The organism is Labrys sp. WJW, assembly GCF_001676615.1.
GTDB lineage: Bacteria > Pseudomonadota > Alphaproteobacteria > Rhizobiales > Labraceae > Labrys > Labrys sedimenti.
On sequence record NZ_LYXZ01000060.1, the window covers coordinates 39,523 to 62,138 of the forward strand.

Annotated in this window: 19 protein-coding genes; 12 read left to right on the plus strand and 7 right to left on the minus strand. The window is 64.2% G+C overall.

Annotated features, from left to right (window positions below):
- Positions 1-116: 116 nt before the first annotated feature.
- From BA190_RS29680 to BA190_RS29730, 10 genes are all read left to right on the plus strand, one after another.
- Positions 117-1,541: an LLM class flavin-dependent oxidoreductase gene (locus BA190_RS29680; RefSeq protein WP_068296635.1), complete on the plus strand. Its 1,425-nt coding sequence runs from the start codon at positions 117-119 to the stop codon at positions 1,539-1,541.
- Positions 1,542-1,546: 5 nt separating this feature from the next.
- Complete coding sequence (locus BA190_RS29685) at positions 1,547-2,317, plus strand: ABC transporter ATP-binding protein (protein WP_068296724.1); 771 nt, start codon at positions 1,547-1,549, stop codon at positions 2,315-2,317.
- Between the two features lie 369 nt (positions 2,318-2,686).
- Complete coding sequence (locus BA190_RS29690; protein WP_068296637.1) at positions 2,687-3,568, plus strand: branched-chain amino acid ABC transporter permease; 882 nt, start codon at positions 2,687-2,689, stop codon at positions 3,566-3,568.
- Between the two features lie 2 nt (positions 3,569-3,570).
- Positions 3,571-4,641 carry a branched-chain amino acid ABC transporter permease gene (locus BA190_RS29695; protein ID WP_068296640.1) on the plus strand — a complete coding sequence of 357 codons (1,071 nt, stop codon included), beginning with the start codon at positions 3,571-3,573 and terminating at the stop codon, positions 4,639-4,641.
- Positions 4,642-4,743: 102 nt separating this feature from the next.
- The gene (locus BA190_RS29700) at positions 4,744-6,087 is read left to right on the plus strand and encodes an ABC transporter substrate-binding protein (RefSeq protein WP_068296645.1); all 1,344 of its coding nucleotides are present in this window, start codon (positions 4,744-4,746) and stop codon (positions 6,085-6,087) included.
- 213 nt (positions 6,088-6,300) lie between these two features.
- On the plus strand, positions 6,301-7,068 hold the full coding sequence (locus BA190_RS29705) for an ABC transporter ATP-binding protein (RefSeq protein WP_068296648.1): 768 nt from the start codon (positions 6,301-6,303) through the stop codon (positions 7,066-7,068).
- A 233-nt stretch (positions 7,069-7,301) separates the two neighbouring features.
- Positions 7,302-8,063, plus strand: coding sequence for a FadR/GntR family transcriptional regulator (locus tag BA190_RS29710; RefSeq protein ID WP_068296654.1), 762 nt, complete (start codon positions 7,302-7,304; stop codon positions 8,061-8,063).
- Positions 8,064-8,161: 98 nt separating this feature from the next.
- Entirely contained in the window at positions 8,162-9,145 is a 984-nt protein-coding gene (locus BA190_RS29715) for a substrate-binding domain-containing protein (protein ID WP_068296656.1), read from the plus strand.
- Between the two features lie 248 nt (positions 9,146-9,393).
- Positions 9,394-11,289: a sugar ABC transporter ATP-binding protein gene (locus BA190_RS29725; protein WP_156771761.1), complete on the plus strand. Its 1,896-nt coding sequence runs from the start codon at positions 9,394-9,396 to the stop codon at positions 11,287-11,289.
- Between the two features lie 25 nt (positions 11,290-11,314).
- Positions 11,315-12,289 (plus strand): ABC transporter permease, encoded by a 975-nt coding sequence (locus BA190_RS29730; protein WP_068296670.1) that lies wholly within the window; start codon positions 11,315-11,317, stop codon positions 12,287-12,289.
- Between the two features lie 141 nt (positions 12,290-12,430).
- Here the strand turns inward: BA190_RS29730 and htpG are convergent, their stop codons facing one another.
- The 6 genes from htpG to BA190_RS29765 form a co-directional block, all read right to left on the minus strand.
- Positions 12,431-14,347 (minus strand): molecular chaperone HtpG, encoded by a 1,917-nt coding sequence (gene htpG / locus BA190_RS29735; RefSeq protein ID WP_068296676.1) that lies wholly within the window; start codon positions 14,345-14,347, stop codon positions 12,431-12,433.
- 698 nt (positions 14,348-15,045) lie between these two features.
- A complete protein-coding gene (locus BA190_RS29745; protein WP_245314997.1) occupies positions 15,046-15,324 on the minus strand; it encodes an HPr family phosphocarrier protein in 279 nt (92 codons plus the stop codon).
- A gap of 233 nt (positions 15,325-15,557) precedes the next feature.
- Positions 15,558-15,959, minus strand: coding sequence for a PTS sugar transporter subunit IIA (locus BA190_RS29750; protein ID WP_068296680.1), 402 nt, complete (start codon positions 15,957-15,959; stop codon positions 15,558-15,560).
- A gap of 294 nt (positions 15,960-16,253) precedes the next feature.
- Positions 16,254-16,721, minus strand: a complete 468-nt coding sequence (locus BA190_RS29755) for an HPr kinase/phosphorylase (RefSeq protein ID WP_068296682.1) — start codon at positions 16,719-16,721, stop codon at positions 16,254-16,256.
- Between the two features lie 2 nt (positions 16,722-16,723).
- Complete coding sequence (locus BA190_RS29760; RefSeq protein ID WP_068296685.1) at positions 16,724-18,466, minus strand: sensor histidine kinase; 1,743 nt, start codon at positions 18,464-18,466, stop codon at positions 16,724-16,726.
- A gap of 130 nt (positions 18,467-18,596) precedes the next feature.
- Positions 18,597-19,295 carry a response regulator transcription factor gene (locus BA190_RS29765; RefSeq protein ID WP_068296688.1) on the minus strand — a complete coding sequence of 233 codons (699 nt, stop codon included), beginning with the start codon at positions 19,293-19,295 and terminating at the stop codon, positions 18,597-18,599.
- A 201-nt stretch (positions 19,296-19,496) separates the two neighbouring features.
- Here BA190_RS29765 and BA190_RS29770 point away from each other — a divergent pair, with 201 nt between their 5' ends.
- Entirely contained in the window at positions 19,497-20,270 is a 774-nt protein-coding gene (locus tag BA190_RS29770) for a HugZ family protein (protein ID WP_068296691.1), read from the plus strand.
- Positions 20,271-20,557: 287 nt separating this feature from the next.
- Here BA190_RS29770 and BA190_RS29775 read toward each other — a convergent pair whose 3' ends face one another.
- Positions 20,558-21,379: an alpha/beta fold hydrolase gene (locus BA190_RS29775; RefSeq protein WP_068296694.1), complete on the minus strand. Its 822-nt coding sequence runs from the start codon at positions 21,377-21,379 to the stop codon at positions 20,558-20,560.
- A 128-nt stretch (positions 21,380-21,507) separates the two neighbouring features.
- Between BA190_RS29775 and BA190_RS29780 the strand changes: the two genes are divergently transcribed.
- The gene (locus BA190_RS29780; protein WP_068296697.1) at positions 21,508-22,518 is read left to right on the plus strand and encodes a GlxA family transcriptional regulator; all 1,011 of its coding nucleotides are present in this window, start codon (positions 21,508-21,510) and stop codon (positions 22,516-22,518) included.
- Positions 22,519-22,616 lie beyond the last annotated feature (98 nt).

Genomic DNA, 22,616 nt, shown 5'->3' on the forward strand with positions numbered 1-22,616 from the left:
GTATATATTCTCTATAAAAATACTAGACATTTAGTTTGCAGGACGTTTTCATAAGCGCCGACCGATGCGGTAGCCGGGTGCGGTGCCGCCGCTGTTTTCAGATGTGGAGATTGGGAATGCCCCGCCAGATACGCTTCAACGCCTTCGACATGAATTGCGTGGGTCACCAATCACCGGGCTTGTGGGCGCATCCGCGCGACAAATCGTGGAAATACAAGGATCTCGACTACTGGCAGGATCTGGCGCGGACGCTGGAGAAAGGTATCTTCGACGGCATCTTCATCGCCGATGTCATCGGCTATTACGACGTCTACAAGGGCTCGAACTACCACGCCCTCCACCAGGCCGCGCAGATCCCGGTCAACGACCCCTTGCAGTTGGCGGCTCCGATCGCGCTGGCCACCGAGCATCTGGGCATCGGCATCACCGCATCGACCTCCTTCGAGCATCCCTATACCTTCGCCCGGCGCCTCGCCACGGCGGATCATCACTCCAAGGGGCGCGTCGGCTGGAACATCGTCACCTCCTATCTGGAGAGCGGCGCCAAGAACGTCAGCCAGGGGGGCCTGCGCCAGCACAACAACCGCTACGAAGTCGCCAACGAATATGTCGAAGTGCTCTACAAACTCCTGGAAGGCTCCTGGGAGGAAGGGGCGGTGCGGCGCGACCGTGAGAACCGCATCTTCACCGATCCCGACAAGGTCCATGAGATCGGCCACAAGGGCAAATATTTCGAGGTGCCCGGCTATCAGCTCACCGAGCCCTCGCCGCAGCGCACGCCCGTGCTCTACCAGGCCGGTGCCTCCGGGCCGGGCAAGACCTTTGCCGCCGGCCATGCCGAATGCGTCTTCGTGGCAGCGCCGACCAAGTCGCTGCTGAAGGCCTATGTCGCCGACATCCGCCGCCAGGCCGCGGCCGCTGGCCGCGATCCGCGCAAGATCCTGATCTACAACCTCACCACGGTGATCGTCGACGAGACCGAGGCCAAGGCGCAGGCCAAGTTCAAGGACTATGAGTCCTATACCTCCTATGACGGCTCGCTGGTCTTCCTCTCCGGCTGGAGCGGTATCGATTTCGGGCAGTATGCACCCAGCGATCCGATCAAGAAGGTCGAGACCAACGCCATCATCTCGGTGGTCGAGCATTTCGCCGGCGAGGACAAGACCTGGACCATGGAGGAACTGGCGCGCTGGGGCGGCATTGGTGGCCTCGGTCCGGTTTTCGTCGGTTCGGCTTCCCACATCGCCGATACGCTGCAGGAATGGGTCGAGGAGACCGATGTCGACGGCTTCAACCTTGCCTATGCGGTGACGCCGGAGAGCTTCGAGGATGCCGTCGGCTATCTCGTGCCGGAGCTGCAGAAGCGAGGGGCCTATCCCACCGCCTACAAGCCTGGCACGCTGCGCGAGAAGCTGTTCGGCGAAGGCCCCTATCTGCCGGCCAGCCACCCCGCCCATGCCTATCGCGACATCGAGGGGGTGAAGCGCCGCGAGGCTGATGAACGTGAGGCAGGCGTCTCCCGCCTCGCCGCCGGACGGTGATGCCGATGCCGGCGCCCCTCCTGCAGCTTCACGACGTCTCCCTGTCCTTCAAGGGCGTCAGCGCCCTGAGCCGGCTGAGCTTTTCGGTCGAGCAGGGGGAGATCTGCGCGCTGATCGGGCCCAATGGCGCCGGCAAGAGTTCCCTCCTCAACGTGATCAACGGCGTCTACCGGGCCGACGAAGGCGATGTCGTCTTCGACGGTGCCAGGTTCGAGGCCATTCATCCCTACAAGGCGGCCCATCTCGGCATCGGGCGGACCTTCCAGCACAATGCCCTGTTCGATCGGCTGAGCGTCGTCGAGAACGTCAAGGCGGGGCTAGCGCGCTGGGGCCGCGCCACCTTTGTGGAGAACATCTTCCGGGTGGGGCGCGATGCGGCGGAGCGCTGGTGCTTCGAAGCGCGGACACATGAGATCCTGGGTTTTCTCGGCCTGGAGCGCCATGCCAACACGATCGTCTCCACGCTGCCCTATGGCCTGCAGAAGCGCGTCGACCTCGCCCGCGCCTTGGCGGCCTGGCCGAAACTGCTGCTCCTGGACGAGCCCATGGCCGGCATGAACCAGGAGGAGAAACAGGCGATGAGCCGGCTCATCGCCGATGTGAACGGCAAGCTCGGCACCACCGTCGTGCTGATCGAGCATGATATCGGCATCGTCATGGGCCTCGCCCATCACGTCGTCGTACTCGATTACGGCCGCAAGGTCGGCGACGGCACGCCCGATGCCGTGCGCGAAGATCCCGACGTCATCGCCGCCTATCTCGGCACGGTTCACTGAGGGGGGGATGATGATCCAACGTACCCATCGCAACTGTTCCGAAACAAGCGCGACTCCCTTCTCCCCTTGTGGGTTATCGGAATCACACATCTCGGTATTGCCAGTCTATGGCGACGGAAATCCTTCCCCGGCTTCGGGGAAGGTGGCGATGCGCAGCATCGACGGAAGGGGGAGATTGGCGCGACACCGCCAATTGTGGCCCACAAACCGCCACTCTACCCCATCCGACCTCACTGCGTTCGGCCACCTTCCCCGAAGCCGGGGAAGGATAACCGCGCCTTGTCCTGCCATGTTGAGATGTGTGAATAAGATAGCTCTTTGCGGGAGAAGGCAGGTCGCGTCACGGCAAGCCAGGGCCTGCGTAATCCCATGACCTTTTTTCTCGAAACCCTGATCGGCGGTCTCCTCGCCGGCGTGATGTATGGCCTGGTCGCGATCGGCTTCGTGCTGATCTACAAGGCTTCCGGCGTCTTCAATTTCGCGCAAGGGTCCATGCTCCTGTTCGCCACGCTCACTTTCGTGACGCTGGTCGAGCGCGAGGTGCCGTTCTGGGCCGCGATCCTGCTGACCGTCGCGGTGATGGTTTTTGGTGCGGTGCTGATCGAGCGCCTGGTCCTGCGACCCCTGGTCAATCGCGATGCGTTGACCCTGTTCATGGCGACCCTCGGCCTCACCTTCGTGATCGAGGGGCTGGCGCAATTGCTGATGGGTTCGGACGTGCACATGCTCGACCTAGGCATCGACGACGTGCCGATCTCCGTTGCCGGCCTCTCGATCAGTCAGTTCGATCTCTTCGTCTCCGGCGGAGCCCTCGTCCTGGTCGTCGCGCTTTCCATCCTGTTCGATCGTACCCGCATGGGCATTTCGCTCAGGGCCGTCGCCGACGACACGCTTGCCGCCCAGTCGATCGGCATCCGCCTGCCGGCGATCTGGCGCATCGTCTGGAGCGTGGCCGGCATCGTTGCTCTGGTCGCAGGCCTGGTCTGGGGCGCCCGCCAGGGCGTGCAATATTCGCTGTCACTGGTGACGCTGAAGGCCCTGCCGGTGCTGATCATCGGCGGCTTCTCCTCCGTGCCGGGCGCCATCGTCGGTGGCCTTCTCGTGGGTGCCGCCGAAGCCCTGGCCGACATCTATCTGGGGCCGCTGCTGCAGGGCAGCGTGTCGACCTGGTTTGCCTATATCCTCGCCGTGGCCTTCCTGCTGGTGCGTCCGGCCGGGCTGTTCGGCGACCGTGCCATCGAAAGGGTCTAGCGATGTCCCTCCTATCGCAATCCGGCGAAGGCCTCGTCCTGTCGCAGGGCCGCAGCCTCAATCCCCGCTTCTTCGCCATCGCCGGCGTGCTGGCGGCCGCCTTCGTGGTCGTGCCCCTTATCGCCAGCGATTACTGGCTGTCCTCCATCATCATCCCCACCATCGTGATGGGGGTGGCGGGCCTCGGCCTCAACCTCCTGATGGGCTATACCGGGCTGGTGTCGCTCGGCTCGGCCGCCTTCATGTCGGTCGGCGCCTTCGCCAGCTACAATCTCCTGTTGCGCGCACCGTTCCTGCCGCTGCCGGTCGTGCTGGTGCTGGCAGGCCTGATCGCGGCTCTGGCCGGCATCGTCTTCGGCCTGCCGAGCCTGCGCATCAAGGGCTTCTATCTCGGTGCCTCGACGCTGGGGGCGCAGTTCTTCTTCGAATGGCTGTTCACCAACTACAACTGGTTTTCGAACGGCAGCCAGTCGCTCACCATTTCCGCGCCGCGGCTACAGATCCTCGGCCATGATCTCAGCTCGGCTACCGGGCGCTATCTCCTCGTGGCGGTGACGGCGGCGGCACTGATCGCCTTCGCCCATGCGGTGGTGAAGAGCCGTGTCGGGCGCGAGTGGATGACGATCCGCGACATGGACACGGCCGCCTCGGTGATCGGCATCCACGTCGCCAGCCGCAAGCTCCTTTCCTTTGCCATCAGCTCCTTCGTCTGCGGCATCGCCGGGGCGCTCTGGGCCTTCGGCTATCTCGGCACGGCGGATGCCCACGCCTTCAACCTGGACAAGTCCTTCCAGGTGCTGTTCATCGTGCTGATCGGCGGCACCGCCACCCTGGCCGGCAATTTCCTCGGCGCGGCCTTCATCGTGCTGATGCCGATCCTGCTCGACCGCCTCGCCCCGCTCACCGGCCTGCAGTTCCTGGCCGACCAGGGTGCACTCGCCAATATCCAGCACATCATCTTCGGCGTGATCATCATCGCGCTGCTGATCAAGGAGCCCGATGGTCTCGCCCGCCTGGTGAGGCGTATCCGCTTGCCGCGGCGGCGGCCGGCAGCCGCTGTAACCGGGGACTGAACAAGCCTTCCCAACAAAACTGCCTCCCGGAACAGCGGAAGCGTTTTCCGCCGACGGGAGAGCTTTGCCCTCGAACATCCCAACCGAATGGAGACGAACCGGATGTCACCCTCCCTCCTCAAGGCCCTCGCGCTGGCGACAGGGCTCGGCCTGGCCGCTCTAGCGGTCGCCGGCCCGGCCATGGCCCAGGACCACAAGAACGAGCAGCTCTATCCGCTCTTCACCTATCGCACCGGTCCCTATGCGCCCTCCTTCATTCCCTTCGGCGCCGGCAACCGGGACTACCTGACCTATATCAACGAGGTCGAGGGCGGGGTCGACGGCGTCAAGATCCTGATCCAGGAATGCGAGACCGCCTATACGATCGAACGTGGCATCGAATGCTACGAGCGCTACAAGAACGGCTATGACGGCGCGCCGACGGCGGCGATCTATCCCCATTCGAGTGGCCTGGACGTGGCCCTCACCGACAAGGCGCGCATCGACAAGGTGCCGATCGTCTCGCCCGGCGGCGGCCAGAACATCGCCACCGACGGGCGGGTCTTCCCCTATCAATATCCGCTGATCTTCGACTATTGGAGCGAAGCCCAGATCATCGTCGACTACATCGCCCAGAAGTCAGGCGGCTACGACAAGCTCAAGGGCGTCAAGATCGCCACGCTCTATCACGACTCCGGCTATGGCCGCGACACGATCGAGCCGCTCGGCATCCTCGCCAAGAAATACGGCTTCACCGATATCCAGATCCCGGTGCCTCATCCCGGCGAGCAGCAGCAGGCGCAATGGCAGCAGATCCGCAGCGCCGGCGCCGACTGGGTGTTCCTGCGCGGCTGGGGCGTGATGACGCCGGTGGGCATCAAGACGGCCGCGCGCGTGGGGTTCCCGGCGGATCGCATCATCGGCGACATCTGGAGCGGCTCGGAGGACGATGCCCGTCCGGCCGGCAGCGCCGCCAAGGGCTACCTCGCCGTCTCGGTGTTTCCGCCGGGAACCGACTACGGCATCCTCAAGACGCTGAAGGAAAAGATCGTCGACGCCGGCAAGAGCGATCTCAAGGACAAGGCCAAGTTCGGCACGGTCTACTACAATTACGGGGTGATCGAGGCGATCACCTTCGTGGAGGCCCTGCGCGTCGGCCACAAGAAGTTCGGAAACCGCCCCCTCACCGCCGAGGAAGGCCGCTGGGCCCTGGAAAATCTCAATATCGATGACAAGCGCATCGCCGAACTGGGAGCCCAGGGGCTGATCTCGCCGCTGAAGACCTCGCCGGCGAACCACAAGGGCGAGACCGTCGCGGCCAAGATCATCCAGTGGGACGGCAAGTCCTGGAATACGCTGACCGACTGGATCAAGGCCGATGCCTCGCTCTTTGCCGAGACCATCCGCGCCAAGGCCGCCGCCTATGCCCAGGAGAAGGGCATCACGCCGGTGGCCCAGACCAATTGAGCGGGGCCGGGCCAGCCCGGACACGTTTTGGATTTGATCCATAACGGAAAAGCACAGACCTTTGTCATGCCCGGGCCTGACCCGGGCATCCAGAACCCCTGGCCAAAAGCTCGCTGGATTGCCGGGTCAAGCCCGGCAATGACAAAGGTCGCGTTGTCTGGGGAATGGCGACGCTCGACACGACGGCGGATACCGCCCTTTGGGAGACCTACGATGAGCCAGCCATCCGCACTGCTGCGCGCGAGCGGCTTCCTCGATGTCGCGAGCATCGAGGTGCATTACCAGGCGATCCTGGCAGTCAGGGACGTGTCCCTCACCGTCGGTGAGGGCGCCGTGGTCGCGCTGCTCGGCGCCAATGGTGCGGGCAAGTCGACCACGCTGAAGGCGATCTCCAACCTGCTTGGGCCGGAACGGGGTACCGTCACACGCGGCAGCATCAGCTGGAGGGGTGAGCCGGTCAACCGCCTCACCCCGGCCGTCCTCGTGGCACGCGGCGTGGTGCAGGTGCTGGAGGGACGCCACTGCTTTCCCCAGCTGACGATCGAGGAGAATCTTCTCTCCGGTGCCTTTCTGCGCCGCCCCGGCCGGCGGCAGATCGCGCAGGATCTCGAGCAGATCTACGCCTGGTTCCCCCGCCTGAAGCACAAGCGCCGGACCAAGGCCGGCCTGACCTCCGGCGGCGAACAGCAGATGGCGGCCATCGGGCGGGCTTTGATGACCAAGCCCAGGCTGGTGCTGCTCGACGAGCCGTCGATGGGCCTCGCACCGATCGTGGTGCAGGAGATCTTTGAGATCATCCGCACCCTCAATCGCGAGCAGGGCGTGAGCTTCCTGGTGGCCGAACAGAACGCCGCGCTGGCCCTGCGCCATGCCGATCACGGCTATATTCTCGAAAACGGCCGGGTCGCCGCTTCGGGACCGGCCGCCGAGCTCGCAGCACGCGAGGACGTGAAGGCCTTCTATCTCGGTGGCACCAAATGAAATCCGCGGGTATTTCTGGGACCGCCAGCATCTTGCTGGCTCTTTCTACCGTCAGGCGCGGTGGTTCCAAGGGCCAGCAGGATGCTGGCGGTCCCAGGCTCACCTCGCCGCCGCTCCACTCGTCAGACCATTACCCATCTACCGCTTGACAGCCTGCCGAAAACTTGGCCTAACTGGTCTGCTGGCTGGTCCAGTAGATCAGATGTCGAGCATCGTTCCCAAGCGCCTTTCCGATGAACCTGCCCACTGCCCTTTCGGTGTTCGAACGCGTGCCCGAGCTGCGCCACGGCGTGATCCGGCGCAATGTGCGCGAACTCGTCGCCGACAAGATCGCCTCCCTGATCGCCGCGGGCATGCTGCAGGTCGGTGAGGCCCTGCCGAGCGAGCGCGATCTTGCCGTGGCCCTGCAGGTCAGCCGCGAGACGGTGCGCGGGGCGCTGCAGATCCTGGCGGCGCGCGACATCATCGCCATCTCGCAAGGGGCTCGCACCCGCGTGCTCAGCGCGGAGGTCGGTGCGCTGGCGATCGGTGTGCGCGAGCCGAAACTGATCAACAGCTATGAGATCGAGGCTATCCATGCCGCCCGCCTGCTGGTGGAGCGCCCGGTGGTCGAGGAGGCGGCGCGACGGATCGATGACGAGACCCTGGCCATGCTCGACGCTTCGCTGGACACACAGCGCGAGGCGCTCGACGATCCCGTTCGCTTCCTGATCTGCGACCGCGAGTTCCATGTCGCGATCTATCGGGCTTGCGGCAACGACCTGCTCGCCGACTTCGTCATCGATCTCTATTTCTATGCCATGGCGCATCGGCGCAAGGCCGTGTCGCGGCCCGGCGCGATCGCCCAGAGCTGCCAGGACCATGCCGCCATCCTGGCGGGGCTGCATGCCCGGGATCCCGAGGCCGTCGTAGAGGCTTTCGGTATTCATCTCGATCGGATCTATGCCAGCACGCGCTCCATCCTGGAGGAGGAGGCCGCGTTGCCGCAAGCGTGAAACGGACCCGTGAAAGAAGGTCCGGTTTCCAAGACAAAGAGCCTGTAACGGCCGGAAGAGAACCATTGGAGCCGCCCGAGGGCGGGAGGGAGGACAACATGAAGAGAAGAACGTTCCTGCAGCTTGCCGCCGGCGCTGCTTTGGCCGGTACAGGCAGCCTCGGCTTCCAGCCGGCACGGGCCGCCGGCAAGGATATCGTCTATCTGACGCCGGGTCTCGACCTGCCGTTCTGGCGCTATCTTGCCAAGGGCGTCGAATCCGCCGCCAAGGCCAAGGGCTATGGTTTCCAGGCGCTCGACTCCCACAACAGCCCGCAGACACAGCTGCAGAACGCCCAGGACTCGATCGCCAAGGGCGTGGCGGGCATCGTGATCTCGCCCACCGATTCCTCCACCGCCCCGAGCGTGCTGGCGCTGGCCGCCAAGACCGGAATCCCGGTGGTGATCGGCGATATCGGCACCAATAGCGGCGACTACGCCTCCTTCATCATCTCCAACAACTATGACGGCGCCAAGGGTGTCGGCGAGGCGTTGGCTGCCGCGCTCAAGGCCAAGGGTTGGGAAGGCGGCTCCGTCGGCCTCATCACCATCTCTCAGGCCCGCAAGAACGGCCAGGCCCGCACCAAGGGCTTCCGGGACGGCCTTGCGGCCGGCGGCTGGACTGGCAAGGAGGCGGGGCTGCAGCAGATGCAATCCTATACGACCGACGAGACCTTCAAGTTCACCCAGGACATGCTCACCGCCAATCCGGACATGCGCGGCCTGTTCATCCAGACCGACCAGCCGGCCCTGGGGGCGCTGCGCGCCATCAAGGCGGCCCGGCGCGGCTCCGACCTGCTGGTCGCGGCCTTCGACGGCATCCCCGAATTCGTCGATCTCCTCAAGTCCAAGCAGATCGTCGCTTCCGGCATGCAGCAGCCTTATCTGATGGGCCAGAAGTCGGGCGAAGCGCTGCTGGCCAAGCTCGCCGGCGGCAGTGTCGAGAAGGAAGTCTCGGTGCCGATCCTGGTGGTGACCAGCGAGAACATCGACAAGGAGCTTCCGATTGTGAAGGAGACCGTGTTCGCCAATGAGATGAAGTGAGCGTTCTTGACGGTGTTGCGGCCGGTTCAATTCGAGTGCCGCAATGCGGAAGATGGCGCAACCTTTGTCATTGCCGGGCTTGACCCGGCAATCCAGACCACCTTTCGATGTGACAAAGCGGATAGGCTGGATGCCCGGGGCGAGCCCGGGCATGACAAAGGGCAGTGCTTCCAATTGGCCGATTTAGACGGTGGAGCCCGGAAAGACATGAAGTCTGGGTTCGGCCACAATACCCTCGGATCGATCGTATGAACGTGCAGCCTTCTCCCGCGTCGGCGGAGCCCTTGCTGGTCGCCACCGGCATTGCCAAGACCTTCGACCGCACCCGCGCTCTGGCGGGGGCCGGCTTCGAACTGCGCGCGGGCGAAGTCCATGGCCTGCTCGGTGCCAATGGCGCCGGCAAGTCGACCCTGTCCAAGGTGATCTCGGGGCATGTCAGGCCGGACGAGGGGGACCTCCTCTATCGCGGCCAGTCGGTGCGGCTGCGCTCCACCCGCGATGCGCTCGATAACGGTATCGCCATCGTGATGCAGGAGACGAGCCTGGTACCGGACCTCAGCGTCGCCGAGAACATCTTCCTGCCCGAACTCGGCCGGCCGGGTCGCTTGTCCTATGCCTCTCTCCATCGGCGCGGGGCCGAGCTGCTCTCGGTGCTGGGCCAGAGTGACGCCTTGCCTCTCGACGTGGAGGTGCGGCGCCTGTCGGCAGCCCAGCGCCAGCTCGTCGAGATAGCCAAGGCGCTCGGCGTCAATGCCAAGCTGATCATTTTCGACGAGCCCACCTCGTCATTGAGCCCGAGCGAGGTCGAGCGCCTGTTCGACATCATGGCGCGGCTCAGGGCGGATGGGCGCGGGCTCGTCTTCGTCTCGCATCGGCTCGAGGAAGTCTTCGCCATCACCGACCGCGTCACCATCATGCGCGAAGGGCGCACGGTCGCGGCCTCGCTGGCGACCGCCAGCCTGAGCCAGGCCGAACTCATCCGCCACATGGTCGGCCAGGATGTCGGCGCCATCTATGCGCGGGATGCGGACGCGACGGCCCGGGACGCGCCGATTGCACTGGAGGTCAAGGGATTGGCGACACCGCCTCTGGTGCGTGACGTTTCCTTCCAGGTCCGCCGCGGAGAGATCCTCGGATTGGGCGGCCTGGTCGGCGCCGGGCGCTCGGAAACCGTGGAGGCGATTTTCGGCCTGAGGCCGCGCAGCGCCGGCACCATCCTCGTCGACGGCAAGCAAATCGATCCGCGCAAGCCTGCGCAGGCGGTGAGGGCCGGCATCGGCTTCGTGGCCGAGGATCGCCGCACGCAGAACATCGTGCCCGATCTTTCGGTGAAGGAGAATTTGCTGCTCGCCCATCTCGGCGCCCACCGGGGCTTCGGCGTCGGCTATCGCAGCCGCGAGAAGGCCGTCGATGCACTGCTCAAGAGCCTCGCCTTGCCGCCGGACCGCCTGCTCGACGCCAACATGCTCAACTTTTCCGGCGGCATGCAGCAGAAGATCATCATCGCGCGCTGGCTGCTGCTCGAGCCGCGCGTGCTGATCCTCGACGAACCCACCAAGGGCGTGGATATCGGCACGCGCGCCTCGATCTATGCGATCCTGCGCGACATTGCCGCCAAGGGCGTTGCCGTGGTGGTGGTGTCCTCCGATTTCGAGGAATTGCTGGGGCTCTCGCACCGCATCGTCGTCATCAGTGACGGCTACAGCGTTGCCGACCTGCCCGCCGACCTGCTCGACGAGGAAAAGCTCACTTTGCTGGCGGCGCCGCGCACCTCGATGGCCCGCAACACCGAAGTCCTGCGCGGGCTGACGGGCGAATGCGGCGGCGCCGGCTTCTGGGCCCTGATCGACCAGGATCGCCTGATCTGCCTCAACCTCGTCACCGCCGACAAGGCGGCGGATCCGGGCTTTGCGGCGGGCGAGGTAAAGCCGCTCTCGGCGACCCGCATCGCCGCGGCGCTGGCCGGGCGCGAACCCATCTTCATGCCGGAGCCGGATGGCTCGCGCTCAACTTTGCTCCTGCCGATCGTCAGCCCCCGCGGGCACGATCTCGGCTGGGTCGGCCTGACCCTGCCGCAGGGTGCCGCCCTGCCATCGCCCGACATCGTCCGCAGCCATGTCGACGAACTCGCTGCAACGCTCTGACCTCCCGTTTGCCAAGGACTGCCGCATGTCGACCACCACCTCTCCCGATCCCACGCGACGGCGCCTCGGCTGGCTGACGGGGCGGCTCGAAGTGCGCATGCTCGGCCTCGCCATCGTGCTGGCGATCTGCCTGTCGCTGCTCTCGCCCTATTTCCTGACGCGATCGAACATCTTCAACATTCTCGACCAGTCGGTGGTGATCGGCATCGTCGCCGTCGGCATGACCTTCGTCATCCTCACCGGTGGCATCGATCTTTCGGTCGGATCGGTCGCCGGCTTGACGGGCATCATCCTCGGCCTCGCCGTGCAGCAATATCCGCCGGCTTTGGCCGTGGCGCTCGCCATTCTCAGCGGAGCCGGCATCGGGCTGATCTCGGGGATCCTGATCGCCTATTTCGGGCTCGCGGCCTTCGTGGTGACCCTGGGCGTGATGGCGATCGGGCGCAGCCTCGCCTACATCCTCTCCGGCCAGACTGCGATCGCCTCGATCCCCGATTCCATGCAGGCGATCGTCTATACCGACTTTTTCGGCGTTCCCGCCAATGTGCTGTTCCTGGCGCTGCTCTACATCCTGGCCTGGGCCTATCTGACCTACACCAAGGGCGGGCGCACCATCTATGCCGTCGGCTCCAACAAGGAGGCGGCGCGGGCGGCGGGCCTGAGCGTGATGTTCTACTCCATCCTGCCCTATGTGATTTCAGGCGCGCTTTCGGCGGTGGCGATCACCTTCTCGATCGGCCAGATCCTCTCGGCCGACCCGCTGATGGGCAATGCCTGGGAGCTCGATGCCATCGCGGCCGTGGTGATCGGCGGCGCCAGCCTGTTCGGCGGGCGCGGCTCGATCATCGGTACGCTGATCGGCGTCCTGATCATGGTGATGATCCGCAACGGTCTCAATCTGATGGGGGTCTCGCCCTTTTGGCAGGGCTCGGCCATCGGCACCATCATCATCGTGGCGCTGTTGTTCGAGCGCCTGATCGGGCAGCGGGCGGGACGGTGAGAAACGGTGGGTCGATCTCCAGATCGACCTTCTTGGAAACGCTATGCGTGCGGGCGTGCGAAGAAGGTCGATCTGGAGATCGACCCACCGTGTTTCGTTCGCCCCGTAGACGATACGGGTCCGAAGACCCGCCCCCCAAACCTACCCCAGGCTCTTGGCCAGCACCTGCGAGAGGCGCTCGGCAAAGCCGGTCGGATCGGTCGGCACCGTGCCGTCGAGAATGCGGGCCTCGTCGAGGAGCAGGCGCGTGGCGCTCTCGATGAAGGCAGCATCGCCGCCGGCCTCGCGCGCCGTGGCGAGACGCGTCACCAGGGCGTGGCGCGGATTGATCTCCAGGATCGGCTTCTGCAGGGCGCCGTCGAGCTTGCCGGCGCTGGCGAGGATCTGCTCCATGCGCTTGTCCATGCCGCTATCGGGTGCCACCAGGCAGACAGCGCTGGAGGTCAGCCGCTCGGAGGCGCGCACGTCGGAGACATCCTCGCCCAGCGTGGTCTTGAGATAGGCGATGTAGGAGGCGATGGCCGCGCTCACTTCCGGCGCCTGCTCCTCCAGCTTTTCAGCCAGTGGGATCAGATCGAGATCGGCGGCGCCCTGCGTCACCGACTTGAAGGGCTTGCCTTCGAAGCCGAGTGCCGAAGTCACCCAGAAGCTGTCGACCGGATCGGAGAGCAGCAGCACCTCGATGCCGCGCGCGCGGAAACCTTCGAGATGGGGCGAGTTTTCCAGGCGCTTCGCGTCGTCGCCGGCGAGATAGTAGATCGACGTCTGGTTGTCCTTGAGGCCGGCGACGTAATCCTTGAGTGAGCGCCATTCGCCACCCGAGGTCGTGGTCTTGAAGCGGGCGAGGGCAAGCAGCGCATCCCGCCGCTCGAAATCCTCATAGAGACCTTCCTTCAGGACGGCGCCGAAATTCTCCCAGATCTTGACATAGGCGGGGGTGTCCGAGGTGGCGAGCTTCTCCAGGTCGGAGAGCACGCGCCCCGTCACCGCCTTGCGGATCGCGGTGAGCAGGGGGCTTTCCTGGATCATTTCGCGCGAGACGTTGAGCGGCAGGTCGGCCGAATCGATCAAGCCGCGCACGAAGCGCAGATAGCCGGGAACGAGGTCTGCTTCGTCGGAGATCAGCACGCGCCGCACGTAGAGCTTCATGCGGCCCTTGCGCTGGGGGTCGAACAGGTCGAACGGGCGCGAGCCGGGCACGAAGGCCAGCATCGTGTATTCCTGCCGGCCCTCGGCGCGGAAGTGGATGGTGAGCGCCGGATCGTCGAACTGACCGGCGACGCTGCGATAGAAGTCGGTGTAGTCAGCTTCGGAAATGTCGGATTTCGGGCGAGTCCACAGGGCGGCACCATCGGCGATCTGCCGCGCTTCGGCATCCGGCTTGTCGGCAAGCAGGATAGGCACCGGCACATGGCCGGAATGGGTCTTGATCAGGTTTTCGATCGTGTAGGCTTCGGCGTAGGACTTGGCGTCCTCCATCAGATGGAGCACCACCCTGGTGCCGCGGGCAGGGGCCTCCTCGAGGCCAACAGGCGCCACCGAATAGGAGCCCTTGCCGTCCGAGGTCCAGACATTGGCGACGTCGCTGCCGGCGCGACGGGAGAACACCTCCACCTTGTCGGCGACCATGAAGGTCGAATAGAAGCCGACGCCGAACTGGCCGATCAGCTGGCTGCCTTCGGCCTGCTGGGCCGTTTCGAGCCGCTCGACGAAAGCCTTGGTGCCGGAGCGCGCGATGGTGCCGAGCGCCTCGATCATCTCCTCCGCGGTCATGCCGATGCCGTTGTCGGCGACCGTGATGCGCCTGGCCTCGGCATCGAGGGTGATGCGGATCGTGCCCTTCTGGTCTTCCCCGAGCAAGGCGGGATCGGACAGGGATTCGTAGCGCAGCTTCTCGCAGGCATCGGCCGCGTTGGAGATCAATTCGCGCAGGAAGACATCCTTGTCGGAATAGACCGAGTGCACCATCAGATGCAGCAGCTTGGCGACGTCGGCCTCGAAGGTATGGCTCTGCGGCGCGGCAATGTCCGGGCCGGCGCTTTCGGCTTCAGCGCTCATGAAAACTCACTCTTGCTTGATGATCGTCTTGGGACTGGGTGGCGGGAACGCCGCTGCACAGATGGACAATCTCGGCGAGGGATTCAAGAGAGAGCTTGGAAAAGGGGCGGCGGGCGCCGGACGACGGAGGCATCGCATCCGTGGGAGGGCGGAAGCGGGCGAGACGTCCGCGGTCCCAGCGGCGATGCCTCTTGCGTGATTGCTGGAAGGTTCGCACCGGAAGCGGCAAGGCTGGGACCGCGGACGTCCCGTCCGCTTCTCGGCGGCCAGCATGCGCGAGGGATTGTGAGCGCAGGCCTGCCCAAAAGAGCCAAAAAGAAAGGCCGGTTCCAGAGGAGCCGGCCTGCATTTCTTGGGTCATCTAACGCCACCTCGGCGGACCCGGTCCGACAAAGTCGGGGGGCTGGGGGGCTGAGGTTTCCGGCTTACGCCGGACCAGGTGCCGAGGTAACGAGGAGAAAAGTCGCGCCGGGCTGGGGCGGCCCCTGGGCTGGATTGCGGCAAAGTCGTGACTTTTGGTGAAGTTATATTTCCGGTGTGCGCTGCAGCAAACTCCCTGCCGGGAGGACTGCAGCCCACGCACGAAAATGCCGCCGCGGCCGAGCCGGCGGGGCCTGACAAGATGGAGATTGGGGGAGTTGGCGGGGGCCGCCTTTATTGCCGCTGCTTCGACGCCAAAAGCTGGGTGTCGTTTGCCTTCAGGCTTCCTCGCCGAACTTGTCGGCCAACAGGGCTTCCAGGGCATCCATGCAAGCCTGGGCATCGCTGCCCGCCGTCTCAACCACGATGCTGGTGCCACGGGCCGCGGCCAGCATCATCAGGCCCATGATCGACTGGCCGCCGACCGTTTCACCGCACCGCGTCACCTTGACGGTGGCATCGAAACCTTCGGCCGTCTGCACGAATTTCGCCGAGGCGCGGGCGTGCAGGCCCTTGAGATTGATGATGGGGAGGATACGGACGATACCGCCGTCCATGGTGGGAGCGGGAGCCGCTTCCGGTTCTGCGCAGGCTTGCTCGTCGGTGCTGCCGGTCTGCATCTGCTGCTTGTGCATCGAGGAGGTCTCCGCCTGCATCTGCACCGGGGTGCACCCGCTTGGGGCACTGCTGCCCCAACATTTGGCCCAAGGATTGCTGAATGCGAGCGGTACCGCAAGAGCCGCCTCGGCAAGTTTCTGGCCGTGACCAGCATAGTTGAATGAACGTCGAATCATTGGCCTGACAACACACGACTGGCAATGTTGATATATTTCCTGCCAGCCTCTTGGGCGCGCGTGACGGCCTCAGCGAGGGGAACCTCGCTGCGCAGCCGCGCCAGTTTGACGAGCATGGGAAGGTTGATGCCGGCCACGACCTCGATGGAGGGGCCGCTCATCACGGAAATCGCCAGATTTGAAGGTGTTCCTCCGAACATATCCGTGAGTACAGCCACCCCGGAGCCGTCTTCGACCCGGCCGATGGCATCGATGATGTCGCGGCGGCGTTGCTCGACATCGTCCTCGGGGCCGATATCGATGGCCTCGACATTACGCTGCGGCCCAACGACGTGCTCGAGGGCCGACAGGAACTCGGTTGCAAGGTGACCATGCGTAACAAGCACCATGCCGATCATAGGATGATCCGCATCGAATCTTTCCGGTCGCCGTCGCTATCGCGACAACAATCCAGGTCCTTTTCGCTTTCGCGCCACCCGGTGTTGGGCAAAATGAGACGACGCCTCCGCAACGCACGGCCAGGATGCCCTTCGGACAACCTGCAACCCGTAGCTCCGAGGCCTGATATTATTCCCGCGCTGCACAAAAACAAGCCTCTCTCCGGCTCACATTGTCGCAGTCTCGTCACATCATGGCCATAGGCATCAACGTTTCGTTAACGCTGACCGGCGCGGGTCGGGCCTGGAATCCGGTCAAACCGGTGGCAATTGCGGCAAGATGGCCTCAATCAGGGCGACAGCTGCCTGAAAATCGCGAGGAACCGGCAGATAGGGCAAGTCCACGCCTTCCAGCCTGATGTGCCGAATATTTTTGCTGGGGATGACGATCTCTGCGTCATCGTCGAGAATATCCACAACCAGGCCGACAGGCGCCGAGGGCTGCCAGTCGATCCGTTCGATGCCGGCATCCCGCAGGCCGCTGCTGCGTCGCTCGATCAGGCCGGCTATGGCTGATGGCACGGAGGCGATCAGCCTGCCCTCGACGAGTTCGAGATAGACGCGGTCGTCTCCCACCAGGCGGGCCTGGCGGCCACGAACCGGTGCGGTTTCGATGAAGTGCAGGGCCAACCGGCTCTTGCCGGCGCCGGAGGCGCCGCGCAGCAGTATGCCCTGTCCGTCGATGACGAAGCAGGTTGCATGCACGGTGGGCGAGGCTGGCATATTTAGGCCTGCGCAGCCGGCAACCGGGCCACGAAACGGGCGCCGAGCACTTTTTCGCCGTCCTTGCGGTTCTCGACCCAGAGCTTGCCGCCATGGGCCTCGATGATCTGCTTGGAAATGGACAGGCCGAGGCCCGAATTCTGGCCGAAGCCCTGTTCCTCCGGACGGTCGGTGTAGAAGCGCTCGAAGATCCTCTCGATGGCATGGTCCGGCACGCCCGGCCCGTCATCCTCCACCGCGATCTCGACATCGTTCTTGTTCCGCCGCAACTCGACGCGCACCTCGCCGTTCCGGGGCGAGAAGGAGCGGGCATTGTCGACGAGATTGTTGATGACCTGGCCGAGCCTGGAATCATGACCATTGATGAAAAGGGCCTGCGGCGGCAGGCCCGTCGGCATGGACAGGCGCACCGTGACACCGTCCTCGCGCTCGACCGAGTTGAACACGCCGGTGAGAGCGGTGAGCAGCCTGCCGAGATCGACGGGCTCGGCGCCGGACCGCAGCAGTTCGGCATCCAGACGCGAGGCGTCGGAAATGTCCGAGATCAGCCGGTCGAGTCGGCGGACATCGTGCTGGATCACCTCGAGCAGCCGATTGCGCGAGGTGTCGTTGCGAGCGAGCGGCAGGGTCTCGACGGCCGAACGCAGCGAAGTCAGCGGGTTCTTGAGCTCATGGGCGACATCGGCTGCGAAGCTCTCGATCGCCTCGATGCGCTTGAACAGGGCATTGGTCATGTCGCGCAGGGCACCAGAGAGGTGGCCGATCTCGTCGGAGCGTTCGGTGAAATCGGGGATTTCCTGGCGCGATTTCACGCCGTAGCGCACCCGCTCGGCAGCCCGCGCCAACTGGCGGATCGGGCCGGCGATGGTGCTCGCCAGCAGGATCGACAGGATCACCATCACCACCGCGGCAACGGCGAAGACCCTGAGGATGGCGAGGCGCTCGGCCGTGACGATCTCGTCGATCTCGCCGGGGCGCGTCGAGAGCAGCAGCACGCCCAGCACCGACTTGAAGCGCTGGATCGGCACGGCAACCGAAACGATGGATTCGTTCTGCTCGTTGATGCTCACCTGGGTGGAGGGAGCGCCGCTGAGCGCCGTTATCACTTCCGGATAGCCCTTGCCGTTTTGGTTGCCGAGTTCCTTGTAAAGCGGCGCATCGGAACGGAAGAGGTAGCGCTTGACCGTGTTCCAGACCCGCTCCGCCAGGTTCTGTTCCTGCTTGGGCTGCGGCAGGTCGGTGCGGACGATGTCGGAATAGATGAACAGGGCCCTGGAATCGATCACCAGATTGCCGTCGCGGTCATAGACCCGAGCGCGCAATTTCGTTGGCGAGATCAGGCGCCGCATCAGTGGCGCGACCTTTTCCGGATTGATCGGAAAGTCGAGCGAGCTTGCGTCGTCGCTCTCATCTTCGCCCGCCGCCTGCTGTTCGAGGAGTTTTTCCGGATCGATGCGGATCGAGCCGGTCTCGACGGAGGCCGAGGCGGCCACGGCGCTCGCCATGATCTCGCCCTGGGTGAGCAGGGCCTGCACGCGTGCGTCGATCAGGCCTTCGCGGAACTGGTTGAGATAGAAGATGCCGACGACCAGGGCGACCAGGCCGGCCAGGTTCAGCACGACGATGCGTCGTGTCAGGCTCGAGAAGGTTTGCACGGTGATCGCGCGCAAGGCCAGCCGCAGGCGCCGCCGGATGATCGATCGCGATTTTGGGTGTTCGGACGAGGTGGCGCGCTCGGGGCTCATCGGGTCTGGTACGAAATTCTATCGAGAGGAGCGCGAGAGCCTGCTTCAGGGCATGAAGAAGGCATCATTTCAGGGAAGGGCCTTCCCCGCTGCGCGGAGAAGGCCTCCAGGGTGAGCCGGGAGGAAACCCTCACGCTTCCTTGAAGCGATAGCCGACACCATAGAGCGTCTCGATCATCTCGAAATCGTCGTCGGCCTGCTTGAACTTCTTGCGCAGGCGCTTGATGTGGCTGTCGATGGTGCGATCGTCGACATAGACCTGGTCGTCATAGGCCGCATCCATTAGGGCATTGCGGCTCTTGACCACGCCCGGGCGCTGGGCGAGGGCGTGCAGGATCAGGAACTCGGTGACGGTGAGCACCACCGCCTCGCCCTTCCAGGTGCAGGTGTGGCGTTCGGGATCCATGCGCAACAGGCCGCGTTCCAGGATCTTCGCGTCCGAAGCCTTGGTAGCGGCGGCATCCTTGGGCTGGAAACGGCGCAGGACAGCCTTTACGCGCTCCACCAGAAGGCGCTGCGAGAAGGGTTTGCGGATGAAATCGTCGGCGCCCATCTTCAGGCCGAACAATTCGTCGATCTCCTCGTCCTTGGAGGTGAGGAAGATCACCGGCAGCTCGGACTTCTGGCGCAGGCGGCGCAGCAGCTCCATGCCGTCCATGCGGGGCATCTTGATGTCGAAGATGGCGAGATCCGGCGGATTGGCCTTCAGACCGTCCAGGGCCGACATGCCGTCATTGTAGGTCTGGATGCGATAGCCTTCCGCCTCCAGCGCGATGGAAACCGAGGTCAGAATGTTGCGGTCGTCATCGACCAGCGCAATCGTCGGCATTGCAATCCTTTCATGACGCGGTGTAACCGCCAAAGGCTATTATGATGGTTTGCGCGGCAAATCACCATACTTGCCTTCGCATTCTACGCCTAAACCGGCGGAAGTGTGACAATTATCGGTTCAAAACGGTACTTCTTGTTGCCAATTGGCGGCAAAACGGCATTTTCAAACTGTTTCCATCCAAACGAGTCTTCTAAAGCGATGTCTTCAAGCGATACCACGCGTCTGCCCGGCCAGCCGGTTCCGGCGAGCCAGCCTGCCGATTTCGAGCCCGTTGCCGAGGGCAAGGCACTGCTCCGGCGCATCCGGGCCGGCGCGCTGGCGACACTTGATTCGAGCGATGGCTCCCCCTTTGCCAGCCTCGTCAATACAGCCACAGATTTCGATGGGGCTCCGCTGCTGCTGCTCTCCCGGCTGGCCGCCCACCGGACCAATCTCGAGAAGGACGCCCGCATTTCCCTGCTGCTGAGCGAAGGCGGCAAGGGCGATCCGCTTGCCCATGCTCGCCTGACGGTGAAAGGCATCGCCGAGATCGTGGAAGGGGAAGAGGCCAGGGCTTGCAAGGCACGCTTCCTTGCGCGTCATCCAAAATCGGCGCTCTACGCCGATTTTCCCGATTTCAGCTTCTTTCGCGTGATGGTGAGCGGAGGCCACCTCAATGGCGGCTTTGCACGCGCCGCCCTGCTGTCGGCGGAGGAACTCCTTACCGACGTCAAGGACGCGGAAGCCCTGCGCATGGCGGAGGCCGGGGCGATCGAGCATATGAACGCCGACCACGCCGATGCCGTCAGGCTCTATGCCACCAAATTGCTCGGCGGCCGTGATGGCCCCTGGCGGATCACGGGCATCGATCCGGAGGGCCTGGATCTCGCCTTCGCCGACGACACGCTGCGCCTCGTCTTCGACAAGCCGGTCCTGGACGCCACGGCGCTGCGGCTGACGCTGGTGCACCTGGCCGAGAAGGCTCGGGGCTGAAAGGTATTCTGGCCAGGACGGATAAAGCGCGGGAATCCTTCCCCGATTTCGGGGAAGGTGTCGCCGCGCAGCGGTGACGGAAGGGGGAGCGTGGCGCCAGCCGGCGAGATGGCGAGATTGCACCACTCACCCCCACCCGACCTCGCTGTGCTCGGCCACCCTCCCCGAAGTCGGGGAGGGATATCTGCGCTTTATTTGGTTAGCGTCGGGATGTGCAAATGCCATTGCCTGCGGCGGGAGAAGGGAAGTATGCGCCCTTCTGATCAAGGTGAGTCCGTCGCCTTGTCTCACCCCTTGATGAAGGCGAGCAGGTCGGCGTTGAACTGGTCCTGCTGTGTCAAGGTCAGGCCGTGCGAGCCGCCCGGATAGACCTTGAGCGTGGCGTTGGGGACCAGCTTGACCGACTGATGGGCGGAAGCGCCGATCGGCACGATCTGGTCGTCGTCGCCATGGATGATCAGGGTCGGCACGTCGATCTTCTTCAGGTCCTCGGTAAAGTCGGTTTCCGAGAATTGCTTGATGCAGTCGAGCTGGCCCTTGAGGCCGCCCAGCATGCCCTGCAGCCAGAAGGATTCGCGCGCGCCTTCGGAAACCTGGGCGCCCGGACGGTTGTAGCCGTAGAAGGGAAGGGTCAGGTCCTTGTAGAACTGCGAGCGGTTGTCGAAGGTGCCCTTGCGGATCCCGTCGAAGACTTCGAGCGGCAAGCCGCCCGGATTGGCGTCGGTCTTCAGCATCAACGGCGGTACGGCGCCGACCAGGACGGCCTTGGCGACATGCTTGGTGCCGTGACGGCCGAGATAGCGGGTGACTTCGCCGCCACCCGTGGAGTGGCCGACGAGCACGGCATCCTTCAGGTTCAGTTCCTCGATCAGTTCGGCGAGATCGTCGGCATACTGGTCCATATGGTTGCCGTCCCAGGTCTGGGTGGAGCGGCCATGGCTGCGGCGATCATGGGCGATCACCCGGTAGCCATGCTGCCCGAGGAACACCATCTGGGCATCCCAGGCATCGGCGCTCAGGGGCCAGCCATGCGAGAAGACCACGGGCTGCCCGCTGCCGAAATCGCGATAGAAGATCTGGGTGCCGTCTTCGGTGGTGATCGTGCTCATCGTTGGTCTCCTGCTGGGTTGAAATGCGGGGCGCCTCGAAACGTGGCGGCCTTGTGAGACATTGAATACCGCGCCATGGGCGTGATACGGATTGGCGAAACTGACATTGTTCGGGGCAAAACTGACAAATGGTGATCGGTAGTACCCTACCTGAAATCGGCTTGCTGCTGTATCCCGGCGTGCGCACGGCGGCCGTCTACGGCATGGTCGATCTCTTCGATGCCGCCAATGACATTGCGCGGCGCCAGGCCGGCGATGACAGCATCGGCATTCGTATCTCCCAGTGGAAGATCGCCACGGGCGGCGGCATCGAATGCGTGGCAGACAGCCATGCTCCGGCGCCTCACAAGCCGGTGGCGATCGTCGCCTTGCCGGGGCTTGGCGATCTGCCGTCCCATGCCGTCTCCGCTCCTTTTGCCGCCTGGTTGCGTCAGCGCCATGACGAGGGCGCCATGCTGTGCTCGGTCTGCGCCGGTGCCTTCCTGCTCGCCGAAACCGGCCTGCTGGCCGGACGGCTGGTCACCACGCATTGGAGCTTCGCCCAGGCTCTTTCCCAGCGCTTTCCCGATATCCTGATCGATACCGCCAAGATGATCGTCGACGATGGCGATATCATTACAGCCGGCGGCATCATGGCCTGGACAGACCTTGGCCTGACGCTGGTGGACAGGGTGCTGGGGCAGGAAGTGATGCTGGAGACGGCGCGTTTCCTGCTGGTCGACCCACCGGGGCGGGAGCAGCGCTATTACTCGAATTTCACCCCCAATCTGCGCCATGGCGATGAGGCCGTGCTCAAGGTGCAGCGCTGGCTGCAGGACCAGGAGGAGGCGGCGGAGGATATGCGTCCGGTTTCCCTGGCCGCGATGGCCGACAGGGCCGGCCTGGAGGAACGCACCTTCCTGCGCCGCTTCCACAAGGCGACAGGCCTGAAGCCGACCGAATATTTCCAGCATATCCGCGTCAGCAGGGCCCGTTCCCTGCTGGAAACCACCAACCGCAATGTCGACCAGATCGCCTGGTCGGTCGGCTATGAGGATCCGGCCGCCTTCCGCAAGGTGTTTGCCAAGCTGATGGGGCTGTCGCCGCGCGACTATCGGCGTCGTTTCGGAGCCGGGCAGGCGATCGGGGCAGCAGCCTAAAGCGTTTTGCGATTAGACGGAATCATCTCGAATCGCAAAGACGCGTCGAACCAAAGAGCGAGAGCAAAACAGCGTTTCCGTCTAAACGCGCTTTGCTC

Excerpts from the sequence above, each read along its gene's own strand:
- BA190_RS29700 (WP_068296645.1), top strand. The coding sequence starts at position 4,744 with ATGTCACCCTCCCTCCTCAAGGCCCTCGCGCTGGCGACAGGGCTCGGC.
- BA190_RS29715 (WP_068296656.1), top strand. The coding sequence starts at position 8,162 with ATGAAGAGAAGAACGTTCCTGCAGCTTGCCGCCGGCGCTGCTTTGGCC.
- BA190_RS29730 (WP_068296670.1), top strand. The coding sequence starts at position 11,315 with ATGTCGACCACCACCTCTCCCGATCCCACGCGACGGCGCCTCGGCTGG.
- BA190_RS29770 (WP_068296691.1), top strand. The coding sequence starts at position 19,497 with ATGTCTTCAAGCGATACCACGCGTCTGCCCGGCCAGCCGGTTCCGGCG.
- BA190_RS29760 (WP_068296685.1), bottom strand. The coding sequence starts at position 18,466 with ATGAGCCCCGAGCGCGCCACCTCGTCCGAACACCCAAAATCGCGATCG.
- BA190_RS29765 (WP_068296688.1), bottom strand. The coding sequence starts at position 19,295 with ATGCCGACGATTGCGCTGGTCGATGACGACCGCAACATTCTGACCTCG.
- BA190_RS29755 (WP_068296682.1), bottom strand. The coding sequence starts at position 16,721 with ATGCCAGCCTCGCCCACCGTGCATGCAACCTGCTTCGTCATCGACGGA.
- BA190_RS29750 (WP_068296680.1), bottom strand. The coding sequence starts at position 15,959 with ATGATCGGCATGGTGCTTGTTACGCATGGTCACCTTGCAACCGAGTTC.
- htpG (WP_068296676.1), bottom strand. The coding sequence starts at position 14,347 with ATGAGCGCTGAAGCCGAAAGCGCCGGCCCGGACATTGCCGCGCCGCAG.
- BA190_RS29775 (WP_068296694.1), bottom strand. The coding sequence starts at position 21,379 with ATGAGCACGATCACCACCGAAGACGGCACCCAGATCTTCTATCGCGAT.
- BA190_RS29690 (WP_068296637.1), top strand. The coding sequence starts at position 2,687 with ATGACCTTTTTTCTCGAAACCCTGATCGGCGGTCTCCTCGCCGGCGTG.
- BA190_RS29780 (WP_068296697.1), top strand. The coding sequence starts at position 21,508 with ATGGTGATCGGTAGTACCCTACCTGAAATCGGCTTGCTGCTGTATCCC.
- BA190_RS29705 (WP_068296648.1), top strand. The coding sequence starts at position 6,301 with ATGAGCCAGCCATCCGCACTGCTGCGCGCGAGCGGCTTCCTCGATGTC.
- BA190_RS29685 (WP_068296724.1), top strand. The coding sequence starts at position 1,547 with ATGCCGGCGCCCCTCCTGCAGCTTCACGACGTCTCCCTGTCCTTCAAG.
- BA190_RS29710 (WP_068296654.1), top strand. The coding sequence starts at position 7,302 with ATGAACCTGCCCACTGCCCTTTCGGTGTTCGAACGCGTGCCCGAGCTG.
- BA190_RS29680 (WP_068296635.1), top strand. The coding sequence starts at position 117 with ATGCCCCGCCAGATACGCTTCAACGCCTTCGACATGAATTGCGTGGGT.
- BA190_RS29725 (WP_156771761.1), top strand. The coding sequence starts at position 9,394 with ATGAACGTGCAGCCTTCTCCCGCGTCGGCGGAGCCCTTGCTGGTCGCC.
- BA190_RS29695 (WP_068296640.1), top strand. The coding sequence starts at position 3,571 with ATGTCCCTCCTATCGCAATCCGGCGAAGGCCTCGTCCTGTCGCAGGGC.
- BA190_RS29745 (WP_245314997.1), bottom strand. The coding sequence starts at position 15,324 with ATGGACGGCGGTATCGTCCGTATCCTCCCCATCATCAATCTCAAGGGC.